Genomic DNA, 19,165 nt, shown 5'->3' with positions numbered 1-19,165 from the left:
AACGAAAGCTACAAAGTTCCAAAGGTATGCAAGAAACTGCTAATTTAGCCAGTTCTGGATAGAATACCGGTTCTCAACGAGGTGATGGGCTTCCGCATCGAAGCGCGAACTGTCAGGAGACCGCCGGCGAGCTTCGCTTTGGCGTGCGCTAGCACAAGCCATTGACCGGTCTGAAGACCGCCGCGCTCTAGTCCTTCGCGCGCTCGACATAGGCGCCATCCGCAGTCATCACCACCACGCGGGTGCCGGCGCTGATGTGTGGCGGTACCAGGGTGCGCACGCCGTTGGACAGCGTTGCCGGCTTATACGATGAGGACGCCGTCTGGCCCTTGGTCACCGGCTCGGTCTCGACCACCTCGAAAGTGGCGCGCTGCGGCAGTACCAGCGAGATGGCGATGTTGTTGTACTGCGAGATCTGCACCGGCATGCCTTCGACCAGATAGGGGGCCATGTCGCCGACCACGCTTTCCGGCACCGCGACCTGGTCGTAGCTCTCCGGGTTCATGAAGTGAAAGCCTTCGCCGTCGCGATAGAGGAACGTGTGCTCGCGCTCCTCGACATAGGCGCGCTCGACCTGCTCGGTGGTGCGGTAACGCTCGGAAACCTTTACCCCGTCAGAGATACGCCGCATGTCGAGCTGGGTGACCGGCGTACCCTTGCCAGGATGAATGTTTTCGGCAAAGAGGATCACATAGAGCTTGCCGTCCTTTTCGACGACGTTGCCTTTACGTAAGGAGCTGGCGATGACCTTCACGGGTTTCCATCCTGCTAAAATTTGTTGGCGCAAATCGGCTGGAGAGGCCGTTGCGTGCGGCCTAGCGCATCTTGGCAGCAATCGCCAGCCCTCTGTGCAATTCCCCTGAAGTCGATGACCGCCGCCTCGCCCTGGTGGACACCGCATGTCCACGCCGACCGCCGGCCGCGGCTGATCCTGCGCAATGCCATTGCCGCCAGCATGCGCGACTGGTTCGCCCGCCGCGACTTCGTCGAGGTGGAAACATCGGCCCTCCAGATCTCGCCCGGCAATGAAGCGCATCTGTCGGCCTTTGCCACCGAGGCGATCGGGCCGGACGGCGCGCGCCAGCCGCTCTACCTCCACACTTCGCCGGAATTCGCCTGCAAGAAACTGCTTGCCGCCGGCGAGGAGCGCATCTTCAGCCTCGGTGCTGTGTGGCGCAACCGCGAGCGCGGCCCCTTGCACCATCCGGAGTTCACCATGCTCGAATGGTACCGCGTCGGCGAGATCTATGAGAGCCTGATGCACGATTGCGCCGAGCTCGTCGCGCTGGCGGCCGAACGGGCGGGCGCAAAGCGCTTCGGCTTCCGCGGCCGCGAGGCCGACCCGTTCGCCGAGCCGGAACGGTTGAGCGTCGCCGAAGCCTTCATGCGCCATGCCGGCATCGATCTGCTGGCGACGGTGGCAGCCGATGGCAGCACCGACCGCGCGGGGTTGCACGCCGCCCTGGTCCAGGCCGGGTTGCGGACCGCGCCGGACGACAATTGGGCCGACCTGTTCAGCCGGGTGATGGTCGAGAAAATCGAACCGGCGCTGGGGCAGGGACGCGCCACCATCCTTTTCGGATATCCGATCTCGGAGGCGGCATTGGCCCGGCCGAGCGCCGACGATCCGCGCACCGCCGAGCGCTTCGAGCTCTATTGCTGCGGCGTCGAACTCGCCAACGCCTTTGGCGAGTTGACCGACCCAGCCGAGCAACGCCGGCGCTTTGCCGCCGAAATGGACGAAAAGCAGCGCGTCTATGGCGAACGCTACCCGATCGACGAGGATTTCCTCGCCGCGCTCGCCATAATCCCGCAAGCAAGCGGCGCGGCGCTCGGTTTCGATCGGCTGGTGATGCTCGCCACCGGCGCGCTCAGGATCGACGACGTGATCTGGACGCCGGTGGCCGGCTCCTGACGACAGGTTGGGCTGACCGACGCATCAGATTTGCAACCAATTAGATGGTCAGGCCAGGCCGCCGCTGGCTGCGTCGGCCAGAAGATTAGCGACGACGAGCAGGATAATCGACAGACCCATCATCAGCGTGGCGGCGGCGGTGACTGCCGGGAGAGCTTTTCGCGCAGGCCGTTGGCACTGGCGAGGAACTGCACCATGACGACCTCGTCATGGGCGAAGCGCTGCAACCCTTCCGTGTGTTGCCGCGCTCTTGGTGGGCCGGCATAGTGCTGGCGGAGTTCTCGGCGCAGCGGAGCTAGCCGCCATCGTACTCAGAATGGCCTTCGGCACAATGCCAGACAAGAACGCGCTGAACACAAAGCATGGCGGCGAATGGACAATGTCCTGGCGCTTGGTCATACTTGCGGCCGCAGCGATTAACGTTGTGATGCTCTTGGCCGCGCTGTTCGTCGCGCAAATTCTTGGTCTGGACGCTACAATCTTCTATCGAGATCCATCTGCAGCCGCCGATGTCGGCTTCTATACGGGGTGGATTTCGTCCCTCGGTGCTTCACTATGGATCGGCACCGGCGCGGCGACCCTGTTTGCTGGCCTGCTCACGCACCGATGGGATTGCACGTTTCTCGGCGGCCTTACCCTGGTCATGGGCCTCGATGACCTGTTGTTGATCCATGAGGACGTGCTGCCGGTTGTTGCGATACCAGAGATTGTTACGATGATTGCCTACGCCGTCGCCGGGTTGTTCTGGTTCTTTCGGCTGCGACGGAAGACATTCGACGGCACGATGGTATTTGTGGCCGCAGGCTTCTTACTCGCGATGTCAGCAGCGATCGACCAGCTGGGAGAGCTGTTTCCTAGCCCGGGTTCGGCGGTCGACATCGCCGAAGACGCTGTCAAAGAGCTTGGCATCTTCCTTTGGGCGGCAGGTGCCGTTGGGTACGCGGCGATGGTGACACGATTGGGCCGCCCGTGGGTGGATCCAGCCGATCCCAACTCTACAGGCTGACTGTCGCACACGCCGCATCTTCGACTAGCGCCGACGCCGCCAGCGGTGCCGCCGTCGCGGCGCCCGCCTGATAGGGCTCGTATGCCTTCACTCGATGCGCGGTCGCTGCCTGCCACGGCGGGCCAGAAGATTAGCGACGACGAGCAGGATGATCGACAGCCCCATCATCAGCGTGGCGGCGGCGGTGATTGCCGGGGAGAGCTTCTCGCGCAGCCCGATGAACATTTCGAGCGGCATGGTGCGCTGATTGGCGCTGGCCAGGAACTGCACCACGACGACCTCGTCGAACGAGGTGACAAAGGCGAAAGCGGCCCCTGACAGCACGCCGGGCAGGATCAGCGGCAGCATCACCCTGAAGAACGATGTGATGGGCTTTGCTCCGGAGATGGCTGCAGCGCGCATCAGATTGCGGTCGAAGCCGGTGAGGCTCGCTCCCACCGTGATGACGACGAACGGGCTGGCGAGCGCGGTGTGCGCCAGGATGATGCCGGCATAGGTGCTGGCCAGGCCGACGCGGGCATAGAACAGATATGAGCCGACGGCGGTGATCACCACCGGCACGATCAGCGGCGACAGCAGCAGCGGCATGACGATGCGGCGGCCGGGAAACTTTTCGTCCGAAAGCGCAATCGCCGTCAACGTACCGAGTATCGTTGCGATCAGCGTCGTCCCGAACGCAACGATCAGGCTGTTGCCGATCGCCGATTGCCAGCGTTGGGTTCCGAGCACGACCGCGTACCAGCGCGTCGAAAATCCCTCCAGCGGAAAGATGAAGAAGGCGCCGCTGTTGAACGACAAGGGGACGGGAATGAGGATCGGCACGAGGAGGAACAGGATCACCATGCCGCACCACAGCCACAGCAGCCCGATGCGGACGCGCTCACCAAGGGTTGGATAGGGAGACAACAACATGGCTATACCAGCTTGAGGCGGTCGAGGCCGAGGATACGGGCGAAGATGCCGAACAGCGCCACGGTAAAGACGAGCAGGATGAAGCTCAGCGCTGCCGCCATCTCCCAGTTCAGTTCGACATTGACGTAGTTGGCGATGAAGTTGCTGATCAACTGGTCGCTGGCGCCGCCGATCAGCGCCGGGGTGATGTAGTAGCCAAGGCAGAGGATGAAGGTGAGCAAACAGCCCGCCATCACGCCCGGAAAGACCTGCGGAAGGTAGACGCGGCGGAATGCGGTTAAGGGTTTTGCGCCAAGCGAATAGGCGGCCCTCATCTGCGACGGCTGGATCGTGCGCATGACGCTGTAGATCGGCAGCAGCGTGAACGGCAGCTGGATGTGGGTCATGGCGATGATCAGGCCGACGCGGCTGTACATCAGGTCGAGCCGGTCGTCGGCAATGCCGAGCCACAGCAGCAGGTCGTTGACCAGGCCGAATTTCTGCAGGAGCACGGTCCAGGCCGCGGTTCGCACCAGGATCGACGTCCAGAATGGCAGCAGCACCGCGACGATGAGGATGGCGGCGAGGCCCTTGGGCACCGAGGCGATGAGGTAGGCGAGGGGAAAGCCCAGAATCAGCGTGGCGAGCGTCACCGCCGCGGCGACGAAGAATGTGCGCATGAATACCTGCAGGAAGATCGCCTGTTCCGGCGGCACTCTTTCAATGCCTCCATCGGCGTTCCAGCGCAGATCAAGCGCGCTCAGCAAGTAGAACGACGTCACGCTATGGGTGCCGCTCTCGATGACCGGCCACGTGCCCGGCGCCGACCAGAACGGCACCGCTTTCATCACCTCAAGCGGGGGCCTGTCGGCAGCCTCAAGTTGGCGTACCGTCTTGAGCACCTGACTGCGCGCACCGGGCAGGCGGGCGTTGAGGCTCTTGGCAAGTTCGTAGGCGGTGCCCTTGGCCTGATTGTCGCGGAGGTCGGCGGCAAGGGCCAGGAAGGCGGCGTCGCCGGGCAGTCCCGCGCCGTTCCAGCCGCGCAGCGCTTGGCTGGTCTGCGGCAAGGCGTCGAAAATCGTCGGATCATAGACGGCGCGCGACAGAAGCAGGACGATCGGGATGCCGAAGCTCAGCGCCAGTAGCACCAGCAAAGGCGCCGCCAGCACCAGCGACCGCAATCGGTCGCCGAACTCGGCGCGCCGAAGTTTTGCCGTGACGGATTTCGCCGCGTTGGCATCGGCGGCCGGCCGGTCGCGCGCGATGTGCGGCCGGTCCAGCTTCGTGGGCTCAAGCGCCGTCATTTTTCCTACTGCGCGAGCCAGGCGTTGAAACGCTTGACCAGATCCTCGCCATAGTCGCCCCAGAATTCGGTATCGGCGACCAGATAAGCGGTCATGTGGTCAGGCGCGTTCGGCAATTTGGGCAGGGCGTCCGGCGCGACAAAGGAAGCTGCATCGGTGCGCACCGGCCCATAGGTGATGTAGCTGGCGAGCTTGGCGTTGTTTTCCGGCTGGCTGATATAGGCAAGGTATTTGTAGGCCAGCTCTGGGTTCTTGGCGCCCTTCGGAATGGCGATCATGTCGTATTCGAGGATCTGGTTGTTCCAGACGATCTTGAATGGCGCCCCGTCCTTGTCGATCGCATTCTGGATACGGCCGTTCCAGGCGGTGGTCATCACCACTTCCTTGGATGCGAGGAGCTGCGGCGGCTGTGCGCCGGCATCCCACCAGACGATGTCTTTCTTGATGGTGTCGAGTTTCTTGAAGGCGCGGTCGACGCCCTCCGGCGTGGCCAGCACCTTGTAGACATCGGCCGGCGCGACGCCATCGGCCATCAGCGCCCATTCCAAATTCTGCGCCGGGAACTTGCGCATCGCGCGCTTGCCCGGAAACTTGGTCGTGTCGAAGATGTCGAGCACCGAGGTCGGGGCCTCTTTCAGCACGTTGGGGTCATAGGCGAGCACGTCGCCATAGGCGTCGAGGCCGACGCCGCAGTCGAGCGCGGAGCCTTCGAGGAACTTTTCGCGCGGCGCGATCTTGGAATAGTCGAGGCGCTCGAGAATGCCGGCGTCGCAACCCTGCAGCACGGTCGCGGTCTCGACCGTCACCAGGTCGATCGGCACGTTGCCGGTATCGACCATGGCTTTGACCTTGCCGAGATCGCCAAGATATTCCTGCTCGACGATCTTGGCACCGGTCTCTTTGCTGAACGGCTCGAACCATGCCTTGCGCTGGGCATCCTGCCAGGCGCCGCCGCTGGCCATGATCGAAAGCTCGTCGGCGAAGGCGACATGTCCTGACGTGATGAATGCTGTGGCTGCCGCGAAGGCGAACAGCCGGGCTTTTGTGATTTTCATTGTTCTTATTCCCCTGTTTTCGAGATGGAACCGCCTGTTCCGGCATCGGCCGGAAAGGCACGGCAGTCGTTGGGCGCGCAGGAAACCGTGACCGGTTCCCCGTTGCCCATGGTCGTTTCGGGGCCGACCTTGACGGTCAGCACCTGTCCGTTTTCCAGCCTGGCCAAAAGACGCTGGTGGTCGCCGAGATAGATGCGGCCATCGACCGTGCCGGCCAGCCCATTTGCTCCTTTCGAAGCGGGTGCAAGCTTCAGCCGCTCCGGGCGGATGGCGACATGGCAGGCTGCGCCCTCCGCAACTCCGATGGCGAGCGCTGTGATCGAACCACCACCGTCCAGCGCGACGCGGCACTCCTTGCCAGAGACGCGTTCGACCTTGCCGAGCAGCGTATTGTTCTCGCCGATGAAGCTTGCGACAAACGAAGTTTGCGGCGCGTTGTAGAGATCATCCGGCGAACCGAGCTGGGCAATCCCGCCATTGTTGAAGACGGCGACGCGGTCCGACATCGTCAGCGCCTCGCTCTGGTCGTGTGTCACATAGACGATGGTGACGCCGAGCATTGTGTGCAGCTGCTTGATTTCGAGCTGCATGTGCTCGCGCAGCTTCTTGTCGAGCGCGCCGAGCGGCTCGTCCATCAGCACCAGGCTCGGCTCGAACACCAACGCGCGGGCAAGCGCGACGCGCTGCTGCTGACCGCCGGAAAGCTGTGCCGGCCGCCGGTCGCCGAACTGCCGCAGCCGCACCATGTCGAGCGCGCGGCCGACGCGGGAGGAAATGTCCGCCTTGGTGATCTTGCGGACGGAAAGCGGGAAGGCGACGTTTTCCTCGACGCTCATGTGAGGAAATAGGGCGTAGTTCTGGAACACCATGCCGATGTTGCGTTGATACGGCGGCAGCCTGTCGACCGACCGGCCTTCAAGCGTGATGACGCCGCTGGTCGGCCGTTCGAACCCGGCAAGCATGTTGAGCGTCGTCGTCTTGCCCGAACCGGAGGGGCCGAGAAGGGTGAGGAACTCGCCGCGCGCCACGCCGAGGTTCAGCCGCGTTACCGCGAAGGTCCGGCCGTCATAGGATTTCTCGACGCCGACAAACTCGACAAATCCATGGCTGCCGGCATCGGCGCCCGCTGCCGAATCGGCGCCTGCCAGCGCTGCCGGTTGGACGGTCACGAACGGAAATCCGTCGAGCTGCGGCAGAGGCTGCTTGTTGAAACGAGGTGGTGCTTGCCGTGCATGTGTCGGTCTCGCATGACGCTGCCGCACAATGGCGGCAAACCAAACTTGTATGCTCACACAATCGATCTCTAAAGAACCATAGATGCAGACAAGTTTGGCCGTCAAGCCGATTTTTTCTAAGTTGTGTGAGATTTTTCGATCGGATTTTGAGAGTAGGCGTCAGACAAGCGCTATTGTCCGGAGCGTTGTCTTATGCTAGATGCGCCGGTAGCCAAAGTGTCAACACACCGAATCCGCCAATCCGCATGCTTCAGGACCTGCAACTCGCCTCGGATGAAGGCCCGGTCTATCGCCGCCTTGCCGACGCTATTGCCGAACGAATCACGTCCGGCACGCTTGCGGTTGGCGACCGCCTGCCGCCACAGCGCGAGATCGCCCGCGCACTGGGCATCAATGTCACCACGGTGACGCGCGCATTGTCGACGCTCCAGCAGCGCGGCCTGCTCGACGCGCGGCCCGGACGCGGCACAACGGTCGCTGCCCGCAACGGCGGCGAAAGGCCAGGTTTCGTGTCAGCGCCGAGCGACGACACCGGCGTCATCGATCTTTCCGTCAACAGACCTGCGACGTCGGCCTATCTCGACGCGTTGGGGCTGTTATTGCCGCGCCTGTCCAAGGACCGGCACTACGCCACGCTTCAGGACTATCACCCGCCCGAGGGGCCGCTTTGGGCGCGGGCGGCAATCGCCGAGTGGATGCGACCGGTGGCGGGGGAAGGCGATCCCGGCCGCGTGGTGCTGGCGGCGGGCGCCCAGCATGGGCTGGATTGCGTACTTGGGGCGGTGACCAGGCAGGGCGAGGTCGTGCTCGCCGACGAAGTGACCTATCAGGGCATCAATGCACTGTGCCGGGTGCATGGGCTCGATCTGAGAGGCGTCGCCATGGACCGTGGCGGCATGCGGGCCGACGCGTTCGACGCGGCCTGCGCGCAGCTTCGCCCACGCGCGGTCTTCCTGGTCCCCACGCTTCACAATCCGACCACCATCACGCTGGTCGAGGAACGCCGGCACGAGCTGGTGGCTGTGGCCCGCCGCCACAACGTCCTCATCATCGAGGATGATGTCTACCGCCCGCTGGCAGACAATCCGCCGCCATCGCTTGCCAGCCTCGAGCCCGAATTGACGGTTCACGTCGGCGCCTTGTCGAAATGCCTTGCCCCAGGGCTGCGGCTCGGTTTTGTTATCGCGCCACGCGCCATAGCCGGCCAGGTTGCAGCGGCTTTGCGCATCAACTGCTGGAGCATCAGTCCTTTGACTGCACTGATCGGCGCGCGGCTGATAGAAGAGGGCTTGGCGGCGCGCATCATAGAAACGCAGAAGCAGGAGCTTCGCCAGCGCCAGGCCATCCTCACCGAAATCCTCGGCCGCTACGATGTCCAGAACCACCCAACCTCGACGCATGCCTGGCTGCGCCTTCCGGAGCCGTGGCGGGGCGCGGGTTTCGCTCGTACCTGCCTGGAACGTGGCGTTGCCGTGCTCCCGGGTGATGCCTTCGCGGTTGGGCGCGAGCCGGTACAGCACGGCGTGCGTATCAATGTCGGCGCCGCGCGCTCGCTCGACGATCTGCGCACGGCCCTGAACACGATGGCCGAACTGTTATCGGCCGGCCATCTGCAATTGCCTGGCTTCGTCTAGATCATGATCCCAAAAGGTGGGAGCAGGGTTTCGGAACATCATGGTCAAGGATACGGTGGTGGCAACATCTGAGACCACTGACATCGCCATCATCGGTGCCGGCGTTGTTGGACTGGCGACGGCACTCCGGCTCGCAGTTGACGGTCGCGAAGTCCTGCTCATAGACGCCAATGAGCCGGGCTCCGGCGCCTCTTTCGGCAATGCTGGAACGCTTGCCGAATATGCCTGCATGCCGGTAGGCAATCCGGCCGTGCTGCGCTCGTTGCCAAAACTGCTTCTCGATCCGGACAGCCCCTTCGCGCTGCGCTGGGCAGCATTTTTCCAGGTCGCACCCTGGCTGCTCCGCTTCGTGCGGCAGTCGCTTCCAGCCGCCACGCGCGCCAATGCGCTGGCACTCGCGGGGCTTCTTGCCGAAGCCCTGCCCGCCCGGGAGGAGATGGTGGAGGAGGCCGGCATGGCAGACCTGCTGCGACGCAATGGCTGTCTGTACTTGTATCGTCGCGAGAGCGATTTCGCCAAGGCTGCCGGCGGCAGGGCGCTACGCGCCGGGTTTGGCGTCCATCAAGACGTTCTGACGCCAGCAGCGGTGGCCGCGCTGGAGCCCGGCCTCCCCCCAACCGGGGCCAGCGGACTGTACTTCCCGGACTCGATGAATGTCACCGATCCGAAGAAAATGATGCGGCGGTTGCTCAATGCCGCGACCGACAGCGGCGTTTCGGTGGCGCAGGCTGAGATAACCGGACTGCGGGTCGAGGCGGACGGTGTCAGGCTCAGCGGTTCCGGCTTTCGCGTCAAGGCGAACACGGTGGTGATCGCCGCGGGCGCGAAATCACAGGCGTTGGCGATGCAGGCCGGCGACAGGATCCCGCTCGAGACCGAACGCGGATATCATCTCGAATTCCCGACCGAAGCGCCTGTGCTCAATCGTCCGGTCTGTCCTGTCGATCTCGGCTTCTACATGACGCCGATGACCGGCCGGCTGCGTGTTGCCGGAACAGTCGAACTCGGCGGGCTTGCAGCGCCGGCAAATCCGCGCCGGCTGGCACTGCTCGATCGCGGTGTCCGGCAATTCTTTCCCCAACTCGGCCAGCCCTCATCCGAATGGCTCGGGTTCCGGCCGTCGCTGCCCGATTCCCTGCCGGTTATCGGTCCGTCGCGCGCCAGCTCCAGGGTGATCCACGCTTTCGGTCACGGCCACCTCGGCCTGACACTCGCTCCGATCACTGCACGCCTGGTTGCCGAGCGGATCAGTGGTCGCGGCGATCCAGGGCGTGTCGCGACGTTTTCGGCTGATCGCTTCCGCGCCTGACCGATCGAAGGTCACGCCTTCCGGTTGATCAGACCAGCCTAATGCGCAAGATCAAAGATCTACATGGTCTTTATGTGCGTCAAGAAGAACGGACGGCGCTATAGATCGGTCGCGCCGACCTCAGCCGATGCATCTGATTGCCTTCTCCCATTGCAGAAAGCGCACCGGGACAATAGATGGTGCATCAGCGGTTGCCCCTGCAGCCGGCCGCAAATAAACAGGATTATGTGCATGACCGATACGCTCGACGCAGCGAAATTGACCGATCGCGTCGCGGCCCTGGTCGAGGCTGCCAAACGGGCCGGCGCCGATGCCGCCGATGCGGTCGCGGTGCGCGGCCGTTCGACCGGCGTGTCGGTCCGGCTCGGCAAGGTCGAAGGCACAGAGGCGTCCGAGAGCGAGGACGTCTCGTTGCGTGTCTTCGTCGGCAGGCGGGTGGCGAGCGTCTCGGCAACGGCCGCGTCCGACCCTAACATGCTGGCCGAGCGCGCCGTCGCCATGGCCAAAGTGTCGCCTGAGGATCCCTATCAGGGTCTCGCCGATCCGGTCCTGCTGGTCAAGAAGCCACGCGACCTCGATCTGTTCGATGCCACCGAGGTTTCGGCCGACCGATTGAAGGAAGCAGCCCTTGCCGCGGAGGCGGCGGCGCTTGCCGTCAAGGGCGTCACCAATTCGGCCGGCAGCGGTGCCAGTGCCGGGCTTGGCGGGCTGGTGCTCGCCACTTCGCACGGTTTTGTCGGCCATTATGTCGCCTCGCGCTTTTCGCGCTCGACCAGCGTGATCGCCGGCGAGGGCACCGGCATGGAGCGCGATTACGAATTCTCCTCGCGCCAGCATTTTTCCGATCTCGACGCGCCGGAAGACATCGGCCGCAAGGCCGGTGAGCGTGCCGTACGCCGCATTGGCGCGCGCAAGGCTGCGACCGGGCCGGTCGACGTGGTGTTCGATCCGCGCGTGGCGCGCGGCATTGCCGGCCATCTCGCAGGTGCCATCAATGGCGCCGCGGTGGCGCGCAAGACCAGCTTTCTGCGCGACATGATGGGCAAGAAAGTAGCTTCGGCCGCAATCACCGTCAGCGACGAGCCGCTCCGGCGCCGCGGACAGGCCTCGCGCCCATTCGACGGCGAAGGCGTCGAGGGCGAAAAACTGTTCATGGTCGACAAGGGCGTGCTCAACCACTGGTTCCTGTCGACCTCGGCGGCGCGGGAACTAGGCCTCGTCACCAATGGGCGCGGCTCGCGCAACGGCTCCTCGGTCTCGCCGTCATCGACCAATCTCGCCATTGAGCCCGGCGAAAACACGCCGGAAGAGCTGATCAAGTCGCTCAAGACCGGTTTTTACGTCACCGAAGTGTTCGGCCAGGGCGTCGACATGGTGACAGGCGAGTATAGCCGCGGCGCTTCCGGCTTCTGGATCGAAAATGGCGAGCTGGCCTATCCCGTTGCTGAGGTGACCATCGCCTCCAATTTGAAGACCATGTTCCTCAACATGGTTCCGGCGAGTGATCTCGACCGCAATTTCGGCACCGCTGCACCCACGCTTTTGATCGAAGGAATGACCCTTGCCGGAGCTTGATCCGGTCGTCTCGGCCGGCGCTGCTGAAGACCTGCCGCTGCTGCGCGACGCTGCCCGCGAGGCGGGCCTCATCGCTATGCGCTACTTCAACAACAACCCGCAAGTGTGGATGAAGGGCGGCACCTCGCCGGTCAGCGAAGCCGACCACGCCGCCGACAAATATCTGCGCGAGACCTTGCTGGCGGCCCGGCCGGACTATGGCTGGCTGTCGGAGGAAACCGTCGACGACCCGGTAAGGCTTGTCGCGCGCCGCACCTTCGTCGTCGATCCGATCGACGGCACGCGCGGCTTCCTCGAGGGCCTGCCCACGTGGTGCGTCAGCGTCGCGGTGGTCGAGAACGGCCGCACGCTTGCCGGCGTGCTCGACTGCCCGGCGAAGGGCGAAATCTATTGGGCGCTGCCCGGCGAGGGCGCATTCCTGAACGGCAAGCGCATCGGCGTGCGTCCGCCGACGGAAACGGCCGAAATCGCCGGACCGAAGCCGATGATCGACCTGATGCCGGCGAGATGGCACAAACGGCTGAAGCGCGTGCCCTATATTCCTTCGCTCGCCTACCGGCTGGCGATGATCGCCGGCGGCCAGCTCGATGCCACCTTCGTCAAGGCCAACGCGCATGACTGGGACATCGCCGCGGCCGACCTCATCCTGCGCGAGGCAGGCGGCGCCTTGCTCGATCGGCACGGCCGCGCACCGCTCTATGCCGGCGAGGTGATCCGCCACGGGTCGCTCGCCGCCGGCAGTGGCGAACTCCTCACCGTGCTCGCCGGCGTCATCGCCGGGCTGGACAATTGAACATTATCAACGGTTCCAAAGTCGGCAGCTTTGGTCTAGACCTGTCCCAACTCACGATATGTGAAGGATCGACATGGCCGCTGAAGACGGAAAGAAACAGCTGTTGCACCTGGTGTTCGGCGGCGAACTCAAGAAGCTGGGCGGCACCGAATTTCGCGATCTCGACGCGCTCGACATCGTCGGCATCTATCCGGACTATCAATCGGCGCACGCCGTCTGGAAGGCCAAGGCGCAAGCCAGCGTCGACAATGCCCATATGCGTTATTTCGTCGTTCACCTGCACCGGCTGCTCGACCCCGAAAACAAGGCTGCCGGTTGATATCGATGAACCATGAATCGGTGAAGCGATCAGCCCCGCGGTCGGCGGTCAGACGTCGCAAGCCGAAGACGTTCTGGCGCAAGATCCGCGAACCGCTGGCGCAGTCGCGATTCGTCAAGAATGCCATTGCCGCCCTGTTTGCGTATTTCGTCCGCCTTGTCCGCCTGACCAACCGCATGGTCGACGGATCGGCGAAATTTTCCGGCGGCGCCTATGCGCAGCTCGAGCCCGGGATCATCGCGCTCTGGCACGGCCAGCATCTGCTGACCCCGGCCTATTATCCCAAAGGACGGCCCTTGGTTGCCATGGTGTCGCGCAGCGCCGATGCCGAGCTCAACGCGTTGATGGTCGAGAAATTCGGCATCGAGGCGGTGCGCGGCTCCGGCGGGCGCGAAAGCGCAAGGCATCTCGACAAGGGCGGCGCCAAGGCGCTCATCGCCCTCAAAAAGTCGCTCGCCACCGGCAAGAACGTCGCCATGATTGCTGATATTCCCCACGGCACGCCGCGCGATGCGGGGCTCGGTGTCGTTCTTCTGGCGCGGCTGTCCGGCCGGCCGATCCTGCCTGCCGCGATAGCCACCAGCCGCCGCAAGGTGATCGAGGGCAGCTGGGACAAGACGACGATCAACCTGCCCTTCGGCCGCTCCTCGATCGTCGTCGGCACGCCTGTCTTCGTGCCGGCCAACGCCGACGCGACGGAAATGGAACGCAAGCGCCAGGAGGTTACGGCCTCGCTCAATGCCGCAACCGCCGAGGCCTATCGCCTTGTGGACGGTTCGAAATGAGTGTGCGCTGGGCGCGCGCCTTCCTGACCGCATACCGTTTCGCGGGGGCCGCCGCCTACCCGTTGGCCGGGCCTTATGTCGCCTGGCGCACGTCCAGAGGCAAGGAGGATCGCATTCGCCGGCGCGAACGCTACGGCGTCGCCGGACGCGAGCGCCCCGAAGGCCCGGTGATCTGGATCCATGCAGCCAGCGTCGGCGAGACCATCGCCGTCGTGCCGCTGGTCGAGAGCATTCTCGATTACGGCGTCAACATCGTCCTGACGACGGGCACGGTCACCTCGGCACAGGTCGCCGAAGAACGTCTGGGTGACCGCATCATCCACCAATATGTGCCGCTCGACCTCAAGCCGGCGGTCAGCCGCTTCCTCGACCATTGGCAGCCGGACCTGGCGATCATCGCCGAATCGGAGATCTGGCCGATGACCATCCTGGAACTCGGCGCCCGCCGCGTGCCGCAGGTTCTGGTCAATGGCAGGCTGTCCGACCGCTCCTTCAAATCCTGGAAGAAGCGCGCCAACATCGCCGAAGCATTGTTCGAAAATCTCGCCCATGTCGTCGCCCAGTCGGATCTCGATGGCGAGCGCTTCCTTTCGCTCGGCGCCCGGCCGGTCACCGTATCCGGCAATCTCAAGGTCGACACCGCGCCGCCGCCGGTCGACGAACGGGCGCTGTCGGCGCTGAAACGCCAGATCGGCGCCCGCCCGACCTGGGCGGCGATCTCGACCCATGACGGCGAAGAGGTGGTCGCCGCGGAAGTTCACGCCATGCTGCACAAGCGGCATCACGGGCTTTTAACCATCATCGTGCCGCGCCATCCCGATCGCGCCGAGCAGCTGGCCGCGCAGATTTCCGGCATGGGCCTGAAGCTGGCGCAGCGCAGCAAGGGCGACAGGATCACCGCCGATACCGATATCCTGCTCGGCGACACGATCGGCGAGATGGGGCTTTATCTGAGGCTGACGGAAATCGCCTTTGTCGGCCGTTCGCTCACTTCCGAGGGCGGCCAGAACCCGCTGGAACCGGCCATGCTGGAGACGGCGGTGCTTGCCGGCCGCAACGTCCAGAATTTTCGCGAGGCCTATCAGCGCCTGCTCGACAGTGGCGGCGCCAAGCTGGTGCGCGACCGTGATATGCTGGCCGGCGCAGTCAATTTCCTTTTGACCAACGAGGCGGCCCGCCATGAGATGATGGCGGCGGGTGCGGCGACCGTCGACGAGATGCGCGGTGCGCTGGCACACACGCTTAGGTCGCTCGAGCCTTATATCCAGCCGCTGGTCGTCAAGTCGCGCCTGAAGGGCGCAAACGGGCGCTGACGTGACCTCGGAAGCGCCACCCTTCTGGTGGGAAGAGCCGGACTGGCGGGTCACGGCGCTGTCGCCGCTCTCCGCCGTCTATGCGCTTGTCGCCGGTCGCCGCATGCGGCACGCGCCGCGCGAAAAGGTCGAGGCGCCGGTGCTCTGCGTCGGCAACTTCACCGTCGGCGGCACCGGCAAGACGCCGGTGGCGATCGCATTGGCCGAACAGGCCCGGCGCATGCAGCTCAATCCCGGTTTCCTGTCGCGCGGCCATGGTGGCTCCTTTGCGCAGCCGCATATCGTCGATCCGCACCACGACGCCGCCAAGCATGTCGGCGACGAGCCGCTGCTTCTGGCCGAACACGCGCCGGTCGCGGTGACGCCGAACCGGGCCGCCGGCGCCAGACTTCTGCTGGAAAAGCTCGGCTGCGATTTCCTGATCATGGATGACGGTTTTCAGAGCGCGCGCATCCACATCGACTATGCGCTGGTCGTCGTCGACGCGCGCTATGGCATCGGCAACGGCAGCGTCATCCCCGGCGGGCCGCTGCGGGCAAACATCGTCGACCAGCTGGTCTTCACCAGCGCGTTGCTGAAGATGGGCGAGGGCACCGCGGCCGACACGGTCGTGCGCCAGGCAGCGCGCGCCGGGAGGCCGATCTTCGAGGCGCACACCGCCCCGAGCAGCAAGGTGACGCTGGCCGGCAGGCGGTTCCTGGCGTTCGCCGGCATCGGTCATCCCGACAAGTTTTTCGACACTGTCCGCGAGGCCGGCGGCGAGCTTGCGCTGACCAAATCGTTTCCTGACCATCATTTCTATGGCGAGGACGAACTTGCCGAATTGGCGGCGACGGCGCGTAAAGCCGGGCTTGGCCTCATTACCACCGCCAAGGACGCTGCCCGCCTGCGTCATGGCGCAGCGCCGCCGGAATTCCTCGACCGGCTCGACGTGCTGGAGATCGACACCGTCTTCGAGCTCGACCACGTGCCGCAACGCATCATCGACGAGACACTGGATGCATGGCGGCAGCGCCGGCTGAGAGGCTGACCAGCAGCTGAGCACCGAGGCGATGCGGGGACGGGGATTTTGCATCTTTCCGCTGGTCGCGGCATATTTTGTTCTTGCTTTGTGCCGGCAGCTATGCTACTAATGCAGCTATGCTACTAATTTGGACATGGTGATGATTCGCCGACGACCCGCGCTCGAGCCCCGAGGCGGGTTTTTTGTTGTGAGATAACCTCTGAGGCCGGTGTTGTCGGCCTGACTTCGGGGCAGAGAGGGGCGCAAAGGATCGCAGCGGGGCGACTTCCATTTGCGTCAGACTACCGTCGGCGGCGCAGTTCCGGATGCGCTTCGATCTCACGGCGCAGCGAGGCGGCGGCATTCAAATAGGGTTCCTGCCTGGCGACACTCCAGTATTTGAGCTCGTCGAGCGGAATGCTCTCGCCGGTCACCGCGCAGCGCACGAAGGCGCCGGGGCTGGTCACCTGGAAGTCGCCGTCGAGGTAGCGGATGCGGGCTTCCTTGCCGCCGGGGCCTTCGAACCGGTTCATCATGGGGTGGTGCCGAAATTCATGACGATGTCATCGCCACAAATTGCGGCGAGGTCAAGCTTGGTTGGCCTTGCTTGGTTCTGTTTCCCGTGACACTTGCTCGAACAAGCCGGCAAAGCGGATGCCCGGCATCTCATTCCTCAGCCGTGATAAACTGCCCGATCTTCTCCGCTGCCAGCCCGGCTTGGACTGCGATGCGCCGGGCGAGCTCGGCGGCGGCAGCGCGCGGCCGCCCCAGCGGCCGGTCGAGCCAGTAGGATATCGGGCTGAGCGCACTGCGTTCGTCTACGGCGACGATGCGGCCCGAGTTCAACTGATCCACCGTCAATGGCGGACGCGCCAGCGCAATGCCGAGCCCGTGCGCGGCGGCGTCGAGTACGAGATTGTAATCCTCGAAACGGCGATCGTGCGGCCGCGGCCGATAGTCCATTTCCTGCGCCGCAAACCAGGCGCGCCAGGCCGAAGCGTCGGAATCGTTGATCACCGGAAATTTGAGCAGCCGGGCAGGATCTCCGCGGCCGATCTCCTTGGCCAATTCCGGGGAGGCGACCGGGAACACATATTCCTCGAAAAGTTGCACCGAGATCCGGCCCGGAATGCGGCCGCGCCCGCAGCGAATCGAAAGGTCGATACCCTCGTCGGCAAGATCGCCCTGGCGGATGTCGACGTCGAGCACGATGCGCAGCTTGGACGGGTGGTTCTCCAGCACCGCCATGCGCGGCATCAGCCACAGCCCGCTGACCGAGGGGATCGAGGTCAGCCGCACCACCGCCGTGCCGCGCGGCTCGATCCAGCGATCCGAATTGCTGGCGATCAGGGCGAAGGCTTCGGTGGTGCGCAGATGCAGGCGATTGCCCTCGACGGTCAGCGAGACGCCGCGCGCGCCGCGATCGAACACTTTCAGCCCGAGCCAGCCCTCGAGCTTGGCGATCTGCCGGCTGACGGCGCCATGGGTGATGTTGAGCTTCTCGGCCGCCGCCGAAAAGCTGCCGGTGCGCGCCGCGGCATCGAAGGCGCGCAAGGTTTCAAGCGGCAGCATCGGGTCTAAGCTGTGATCCATAGTCACAGGTGATCCTCGATTTGTTCGTTTGTCAACCGGCTCACTATGGCGTTTTCTCTGTTTCATGGCATTGAATCGTGGGGACACCGAGATGAGCGTTTACACCGGCACGTTGAATCCGACACAGCGGATGGATACCACAGCGGTCATCGCGGTGGCGCTGACGGTGGTTGGCTGGGCCTCTGCTTTTCCGGCGATCCGCGCCGGCCTCGCCGCCTTCGGGCCGCTGGAGCTTGGCGCGCTGCGCTTTGCCATCGCTGCGGTTCCGGCGGCGATCTTCCTTGCCATCAAGCGGCCGGCTCTGCCCAGGCTCGACGAACTCTGGCGCTTTGCTTTCGGCGGCTCCATTTTCGTCGCCTTGTACACGGTGATGCTCAATTTTGGCGAGCTGACCGTTTCGGCCGGTGCCGCCGGCTTCATCATCAATGTCAGCCCGATCTTCACCGCCATCATGGCCATGGCGCTGCTCGGCGAACGCTTCTCAGGCCTTGCCTGGGCCGGCACATTCCTGTCCTTCGCCGGTATCGGCATCATCGCCATGGGCGAGGGGCAAGGATTGCATTTCAACAATGGCGCGTTGCTTGTCCTCGGCTCGGCGCTGTGCTCGGCCGTCAACACCATCGTCCAGAAGCCGCTGTTTGCGCGCCATCACCCGCTGACGATCTCGGCCTCGAACATGGTGCTTGGCGCGCTCTGCCTGGCGCCCTTCCTGCCGAGCGGCCTTGCGCAGGCGGCGGTCGCCGATACCGCCGGTCTCGGCGCTGTCATCTTTCTCGGCATCGTGCCCAGCCTGATCGCCTACGCCGCCTGGGCAACGGCACTTTCCCGCCTGTCCGCCGCGCGTGCTTCGAACTTCCTCTATCTGGTTTCGCCGGTGGCCACCCTGATCGGCTTCTTCTGGCTGGGCGAAGTGCCGACCTTGCTCGGCATCATCGGCGGCGCGCTGGCGCTGGGTGGCGTCATCGTGGTGAATTTGAAGAGGTAATTACCTCAAATGCTTGACCGCTGACTACACATGGCAGCTGATCCTGATTAGGAATAAGGGCGCCATCAGTGAGCTTAGAATGCCCAAGACGTTTTTTCGGGACGCGTCAACGTTTCGCCCAATAGCGGTCGGTTACGGTAGTTGTATCGCGTCAGATCGCATTACCGTAGATGGCACACAAGTCGGCTATCTGTATCGTGAAACACCAGACGGTCCGATTGATAGCGGCTGGCGCTTTTTTTCTGGTGATGAATCTGACGAATATGTCAACAATCCGAATAACTTAAGCCTATTCGATGTTAACACAATTGCGAACTACGACCCGCTCATTACCCCTTGTCTAGAGGCGCCTTGCGGAAGTGCCTTTTTTCGAAGTGAGGGGAAGTTTGTCTATGAGAAGTTCGACCCCCCAGATGATGCCTAGAGCCGTCCATTTGGAGGCCGCTCAAT

19 protein-coding genes are annotated in these 19,165 nt (G+C 63.9%); 12 read left to right on the top strand and 7 right to left on the bottom strand.

The genetic code is table 11. The annotated features are described in order from the left end of the window. Positions 1 to 187: 187 nt before the first annotated feature. The gene (gene efp, locus NKJ08_RS22810) at positions 188 to 754 is read right to left on the bottom strand and encodes an elongation factor P (RefSeq protein ID WP_352452293.1); all 567 of its coding nucleotides are present in this window, start codon (positions 752 to 754) and stop codon (positions 188 to 190) included. A gap of 114 nt (positions 755 to 868) precedes the next feature. On the opposite strand from efp, the gene epmA reads away from it, so the two are divergent. Beyond that, on the top strand, positions 869 to 1,915 hold the full coding sequence (epmA, locus tag NKJ08_RS22805) for an EF-P lysine aminoacylase EpmA (RefSeq protein WP_352525457.1): 1,047 nt from the start codon (positions 869 to 871) through the stop codon (positions 1,913 to 1,915). Positions 1,916 to 2,246: 331 nt separating this feature from the next. Next, complete coding sequence (locus NKJ08_RS22800; protein ID WP_352525455.1) at positions 2,247 to 2,921, top strand: DUF8692 domain-containing protein; 675 nt, start codon at positions 2,247 to 2,249, stop codon at positions 2,919 to 2,921. Between the two features lie 87 nt (positions 2,922 to 3,008). Here NKJ08_RS22800 and NKJ08_RS22795 read toward each other — a convergent pair whose 3' ends face one another. The 4 genes from NKJ08_RS22795 to NKJ08_RS22780 are packed head-to-tail and all read right to left on the bottom strand — an operon-like array spanning position 3,009 to position 7,319. Continuing rightward, positions 3,009 to 3,833: an ABC transporter permease gene (locus tag NKJ08_RS22795; RefSeq protein ID WP_352525453.1), complete on the bottom strand. Its 825-nt coding sequence runs from the start codon at positions 3,831 to 3,833 to the stop codon at positions 3,009 to 3,011. A gap of 2 nt (positions 3,834 to 3,835) precedes the next feature. After that, a complete protein-coding gene (locus tag NKJ08_RS22790) occupies positions 3,836 to 5,116 on the bottom strand; it encodes an ABC transporter permease (protein ID WP_352525452.1) in 1,281 nt (426 codons plus the stop codon). A 5-nt stretch (positions 5,117 to 5,121) separates the two neighbouring features. Then, on the bottom strand, positions 5,122 to 6,171 hold the full coding sequence (locus tag NKJ08_RS22785; RefSeq protein ID WP_352525451.1) for an ABC transporter substrate-binding protein: 1,050 nt from the start codon (positions 6,169 to 6,171) through the stop codon (positions 5,122 to 5,124). 5 nt (positions 6,172 to 6,176) lie between these two features. Continuing rightward, entirely contained in the window at positions 6,177 to 7,319 is a 1,143-nt protein-coding gene (locus NKJ08_RS22780) for an ABC transporter ATP-binding protein (protein ID WP_502896107.1), read from the bottom strand. A 332-nt stretch (positions 7,320 to 7,651) separates the two neighbouring features. Between NKJ08_RS22780 and NKJ08_RS22775 the strand changes: the two genes are divergently transcribed. From NKJ08_RS22775 to lpxK, 8 genes are all read left to right on the top strand, one after another. Then, positions 7,652 to 9,040: an aminotransferase-like domain-containing protein gene (locus NKJ08_RS22775; protein WP_352525448.1), complete on the top strand. Its 1,389-nt coding sequence runs from the start codon at positions 7,652 to 7,654 to the stop codon at positions 9,038 to 9,040. A 58-nt stretch (positions 9,041 to 9,098) separates the two neighbouring features. Beyond that, positions 9,099 to 10,349 (top strand): NAD(P)/FAD-dependent oxidoreductase, encoded by a 1,251-nt coding sequence (locus tag NKJ08_RS22770; protein ID WP_352525447.1) that lies wholly within the window; start codon positions 9,099 to 9,101, stop codon positions 10,347 to 10,349. Positions 10,350 to 10,580: 231 nt separating this feature from the next. Then, positions 10,581 to 11,924 (top strand): TldD/PmbA family protein, encoded by a 1,344-nt coding sequence (locus tag NKJ08_RS22765; RefSeq protein ID WP_352525446.1) that lies wholly within the window; start codon positions 10,581 to 10,583, stop codon positions 11,922 to 11,924. Beyond that, positions 11,911 to 12,717 (top strand): 3'(2'),5'-bisphosphate nucleotidase CysQ, encoded by an 807-nt coding sequence (locus tag NKJ08_RS22760; RefSeq protein ID WP_352525445.1) that lies wholly within the window; start codon positions 11,911 to 11,913, stop codon positions 12,715 to 12,717. Before NKJ08_RS22765 ends, NKJ08_RS22760 begins: the two co-directional genes overlap by 14 nt. 73 nt (positions 12,718 to 12,790) lie before the next feature. Further along, entirely contained in the window at positions 12,791 to 13,036 is a 246-nt protein-coding gene (locus NKJ08_RS22755; RefSeq protein WP_352525444.1) for a DUF4170 domain-containing protein, read from the top strand. A 5-nt stretch (positions 13,037 to 13,041) separates the two neighbouring features. Further along, positions 13,042 to 13,821, top strand: a complete 780-nt coding sequence (locus tag NKJ08_RS22750) for a lysophospholipid acyltransferase family protein (protein ID WP_352525443.1) — start codon at positions 13,042 to 13,044, stop codon at positions 13,819 to 13,821. Further along, positions 13,818 to 15,134, top strand: coding sequence for a lipid IV(A) 3-deoxy-D-manno-octulosonic acid transferase (waaA, locus tag NKJ08_RS22745; RefSeq protein ID WP_352525442.1), 1,317 nt, complete (start codon positions 13,818 to 13,820; stop codon positions 15,132 to 15,134). The genes NKJ08_RS22750 and waaA overlap by 4 nt, the downstream gene beginning before the upstream one ends. A gap of 1 nt (position 15,135) precedes the next feature. Then, positions 15,136 to 16,164 carry a tetraacyldisaccharide 4'-kinase gene (gene lpxK, locus NKJ08_RS22740; RefSeq protein WP_352776772.1) on the top strand — a complete coding sequence of 343 codons (1,029 nt, stop codon included), beginning with the start codon at positions 15,136 to 15,138 and terminating at the stop codon, positions 16,162 to 16,164. A gap of 275 nt (positions 16,165 to 16,439) precedes the next feature. On the opposite strand, the gene NKJ08_RS22735 is transcribed toward lpxK, so the two are convergent. Beyond that, complete coding sequence (locus NKJ08_RS22735) at positions 16,440 to 16,673, bottom strand: DUF2093 domain-containing protein (RefSeq protein ID WP_031193470.1); 234 nt, start codon at positions 16,671 to 16,673, stop codon at positions 16,440 to 16,442. Between the two features lie 130 nt (positions 16,674 to 16,803). Next, a complete protein-coding gene (locus tag NKJ08_RS22730) occupies positions 16,804 to 17,730 on the bottom strand; it encodes a LysR family transcriptional regulator (RefSeq protein ID WP_352525440.1) in 927 nt (308 codons plus the stop codon). Positions 17,731 to 17,821: 91 nt separating this feature from the next. On the opposite strand from NKJ08_RS22730, the gene NKJ08_RS22725 reads away from it, so the two are divergent. Next, on the top strand, positions 17,822 to 18,715 hold the full coding sequence (locus NKJ08_RS22725; protein ID WP_352783409.1) for a DMT family transporter: 894 nt from the start codon (positions 17,822 to 17,824) through the stop codon (positions 18,713 to 18,715). Positions 18,716 to 18,794: 79 nt separating this feature from the next. Next, the gene (locus NKJ08_RS22720) at positions 18,795 to 19,139 is read left to right on the top strand and encodes a DUF2185 domain-containing protein (RefSeq protein WP_352776774.1); all 345 of its coding nucleotides are present in this window, start codon (positions 18,795 to 18,797) and stop codon (positions 19,137 to 19,139) included. Positions 19,140 to 19,165: the final 26 nt, after the last annotated feature.

Source organism: Mesorhizobium sp. M0244 (assembly GCF_040321795.1).
Taxonomy (GTDB): domain Bacteria; phylum Pseudomonadota; class Alphaproteobacteria; order Rhizobiales; family Rhizobiaceae; genus Mesorhizobium.
Note: the sequence above shows the minus strand (reverse complement) of the source record. Positions and strands in the feature narration are given on the sequence as shown.

Bases quoted from the DNA above. Each gene is read 5' to 3' on its own strand.
- epmA (WP_352525457.1), top strand. From the start codon at position 869: ATGACCGCCGCCTCGCCCTGGTGGACACCGCATGTCCACGCCGACCGC.
- NKJ08_RS22800 (WP_352525455.1), top strand. From the start codon at position 2,247: ATGCCAGACAAGAACGCGCTGAACACAAAGCATGGCGGCGAATGGACA.
- NKJ08_RS22795 (WP_352525453.1), bottom strand. From the start codon at position 3,833: ATGTTGTTGTCTCCCTATCCAACCCTTGGTGAGCGCGTCCGCATCGGG.
- NKJ08_RS22790 (WP_352525452.1), bottom strand. From the start codon at position 5,116: ATGACGGCGCTTGAGCCCACGAAGCTGGACCGGCCGCACATCGCGCGC.
- NKJ08_RS22785 (WP_352525451.1), bottom strand. From the start codon at position 6,171: ATGAAAATCACAAAAGCCCGGCTGTTCGCCTTCGCGGCAGCCACAGCA.
- NKJ08_RS22775 (WP_352525448.1), top strand. From the start codon at position 7,652: ATGCTTCAGGACCTGCAACTCGCCTCGGATGAAGGCCCGGTCTATCGC.
- NKJ08_RS22765 (WP_352525446.1), top strand. From the start codon at position 10,581: ATGACCGATACGCTCGACGCAGCGAAATTGACCGATCGCGTCGCGGCC.
- NKJ08_RS22755 (WP_352525444.1), top strand. From the start codon at position 12,791: ATGGCCGCTGAAGACGGAAAGAAACAGCTGTTGCACCTGGTGTTCGGC.
- NKJ08_RS22750 (WP_352525443.1), top strand. From the start codon at position 13,042: ATGAACCATGAATCGGTGAAGCGATCAGCCCCGCGGTCGGCGGTCAGA.
- waaA (WP_352525442.1), top strand. From the start codon at position 13,818: ATGAGTGTGCGCTGGGCGCGCGCCTTCCTGACCGCATACCGTTTCGCG.
- NKJ08_RS22735 (WP_031193470.1), bottom strand. From the start codon at position 16,673: ATGATGAACCGGTTCGAAGGCCCCGGCGGCAAGGAAGCCCGCATCCGC.
- NKJ08_RS22730 (WP_352525440.1), bottom strand. From the start codon at position 17,730: ATGGATCACAGCTTAGACCCGATGCTGCCGCTTGAAACCTTGCGCGCC.
- NKJ08_RS22725 (WP_352783409.1), top strand. From the start codon at position 17,822: ATGAGCGTTTACACCGGCACGTTGAATCCGACACAGCGGATGGATACC.
- NKJ08_RS22720 (WP_352776774.1), top strand. From the start codon at position 18,795: ATGCCCAAGACGTTTTTTCGGGACGCGTCAACGTTTCGCCCAATAGCG.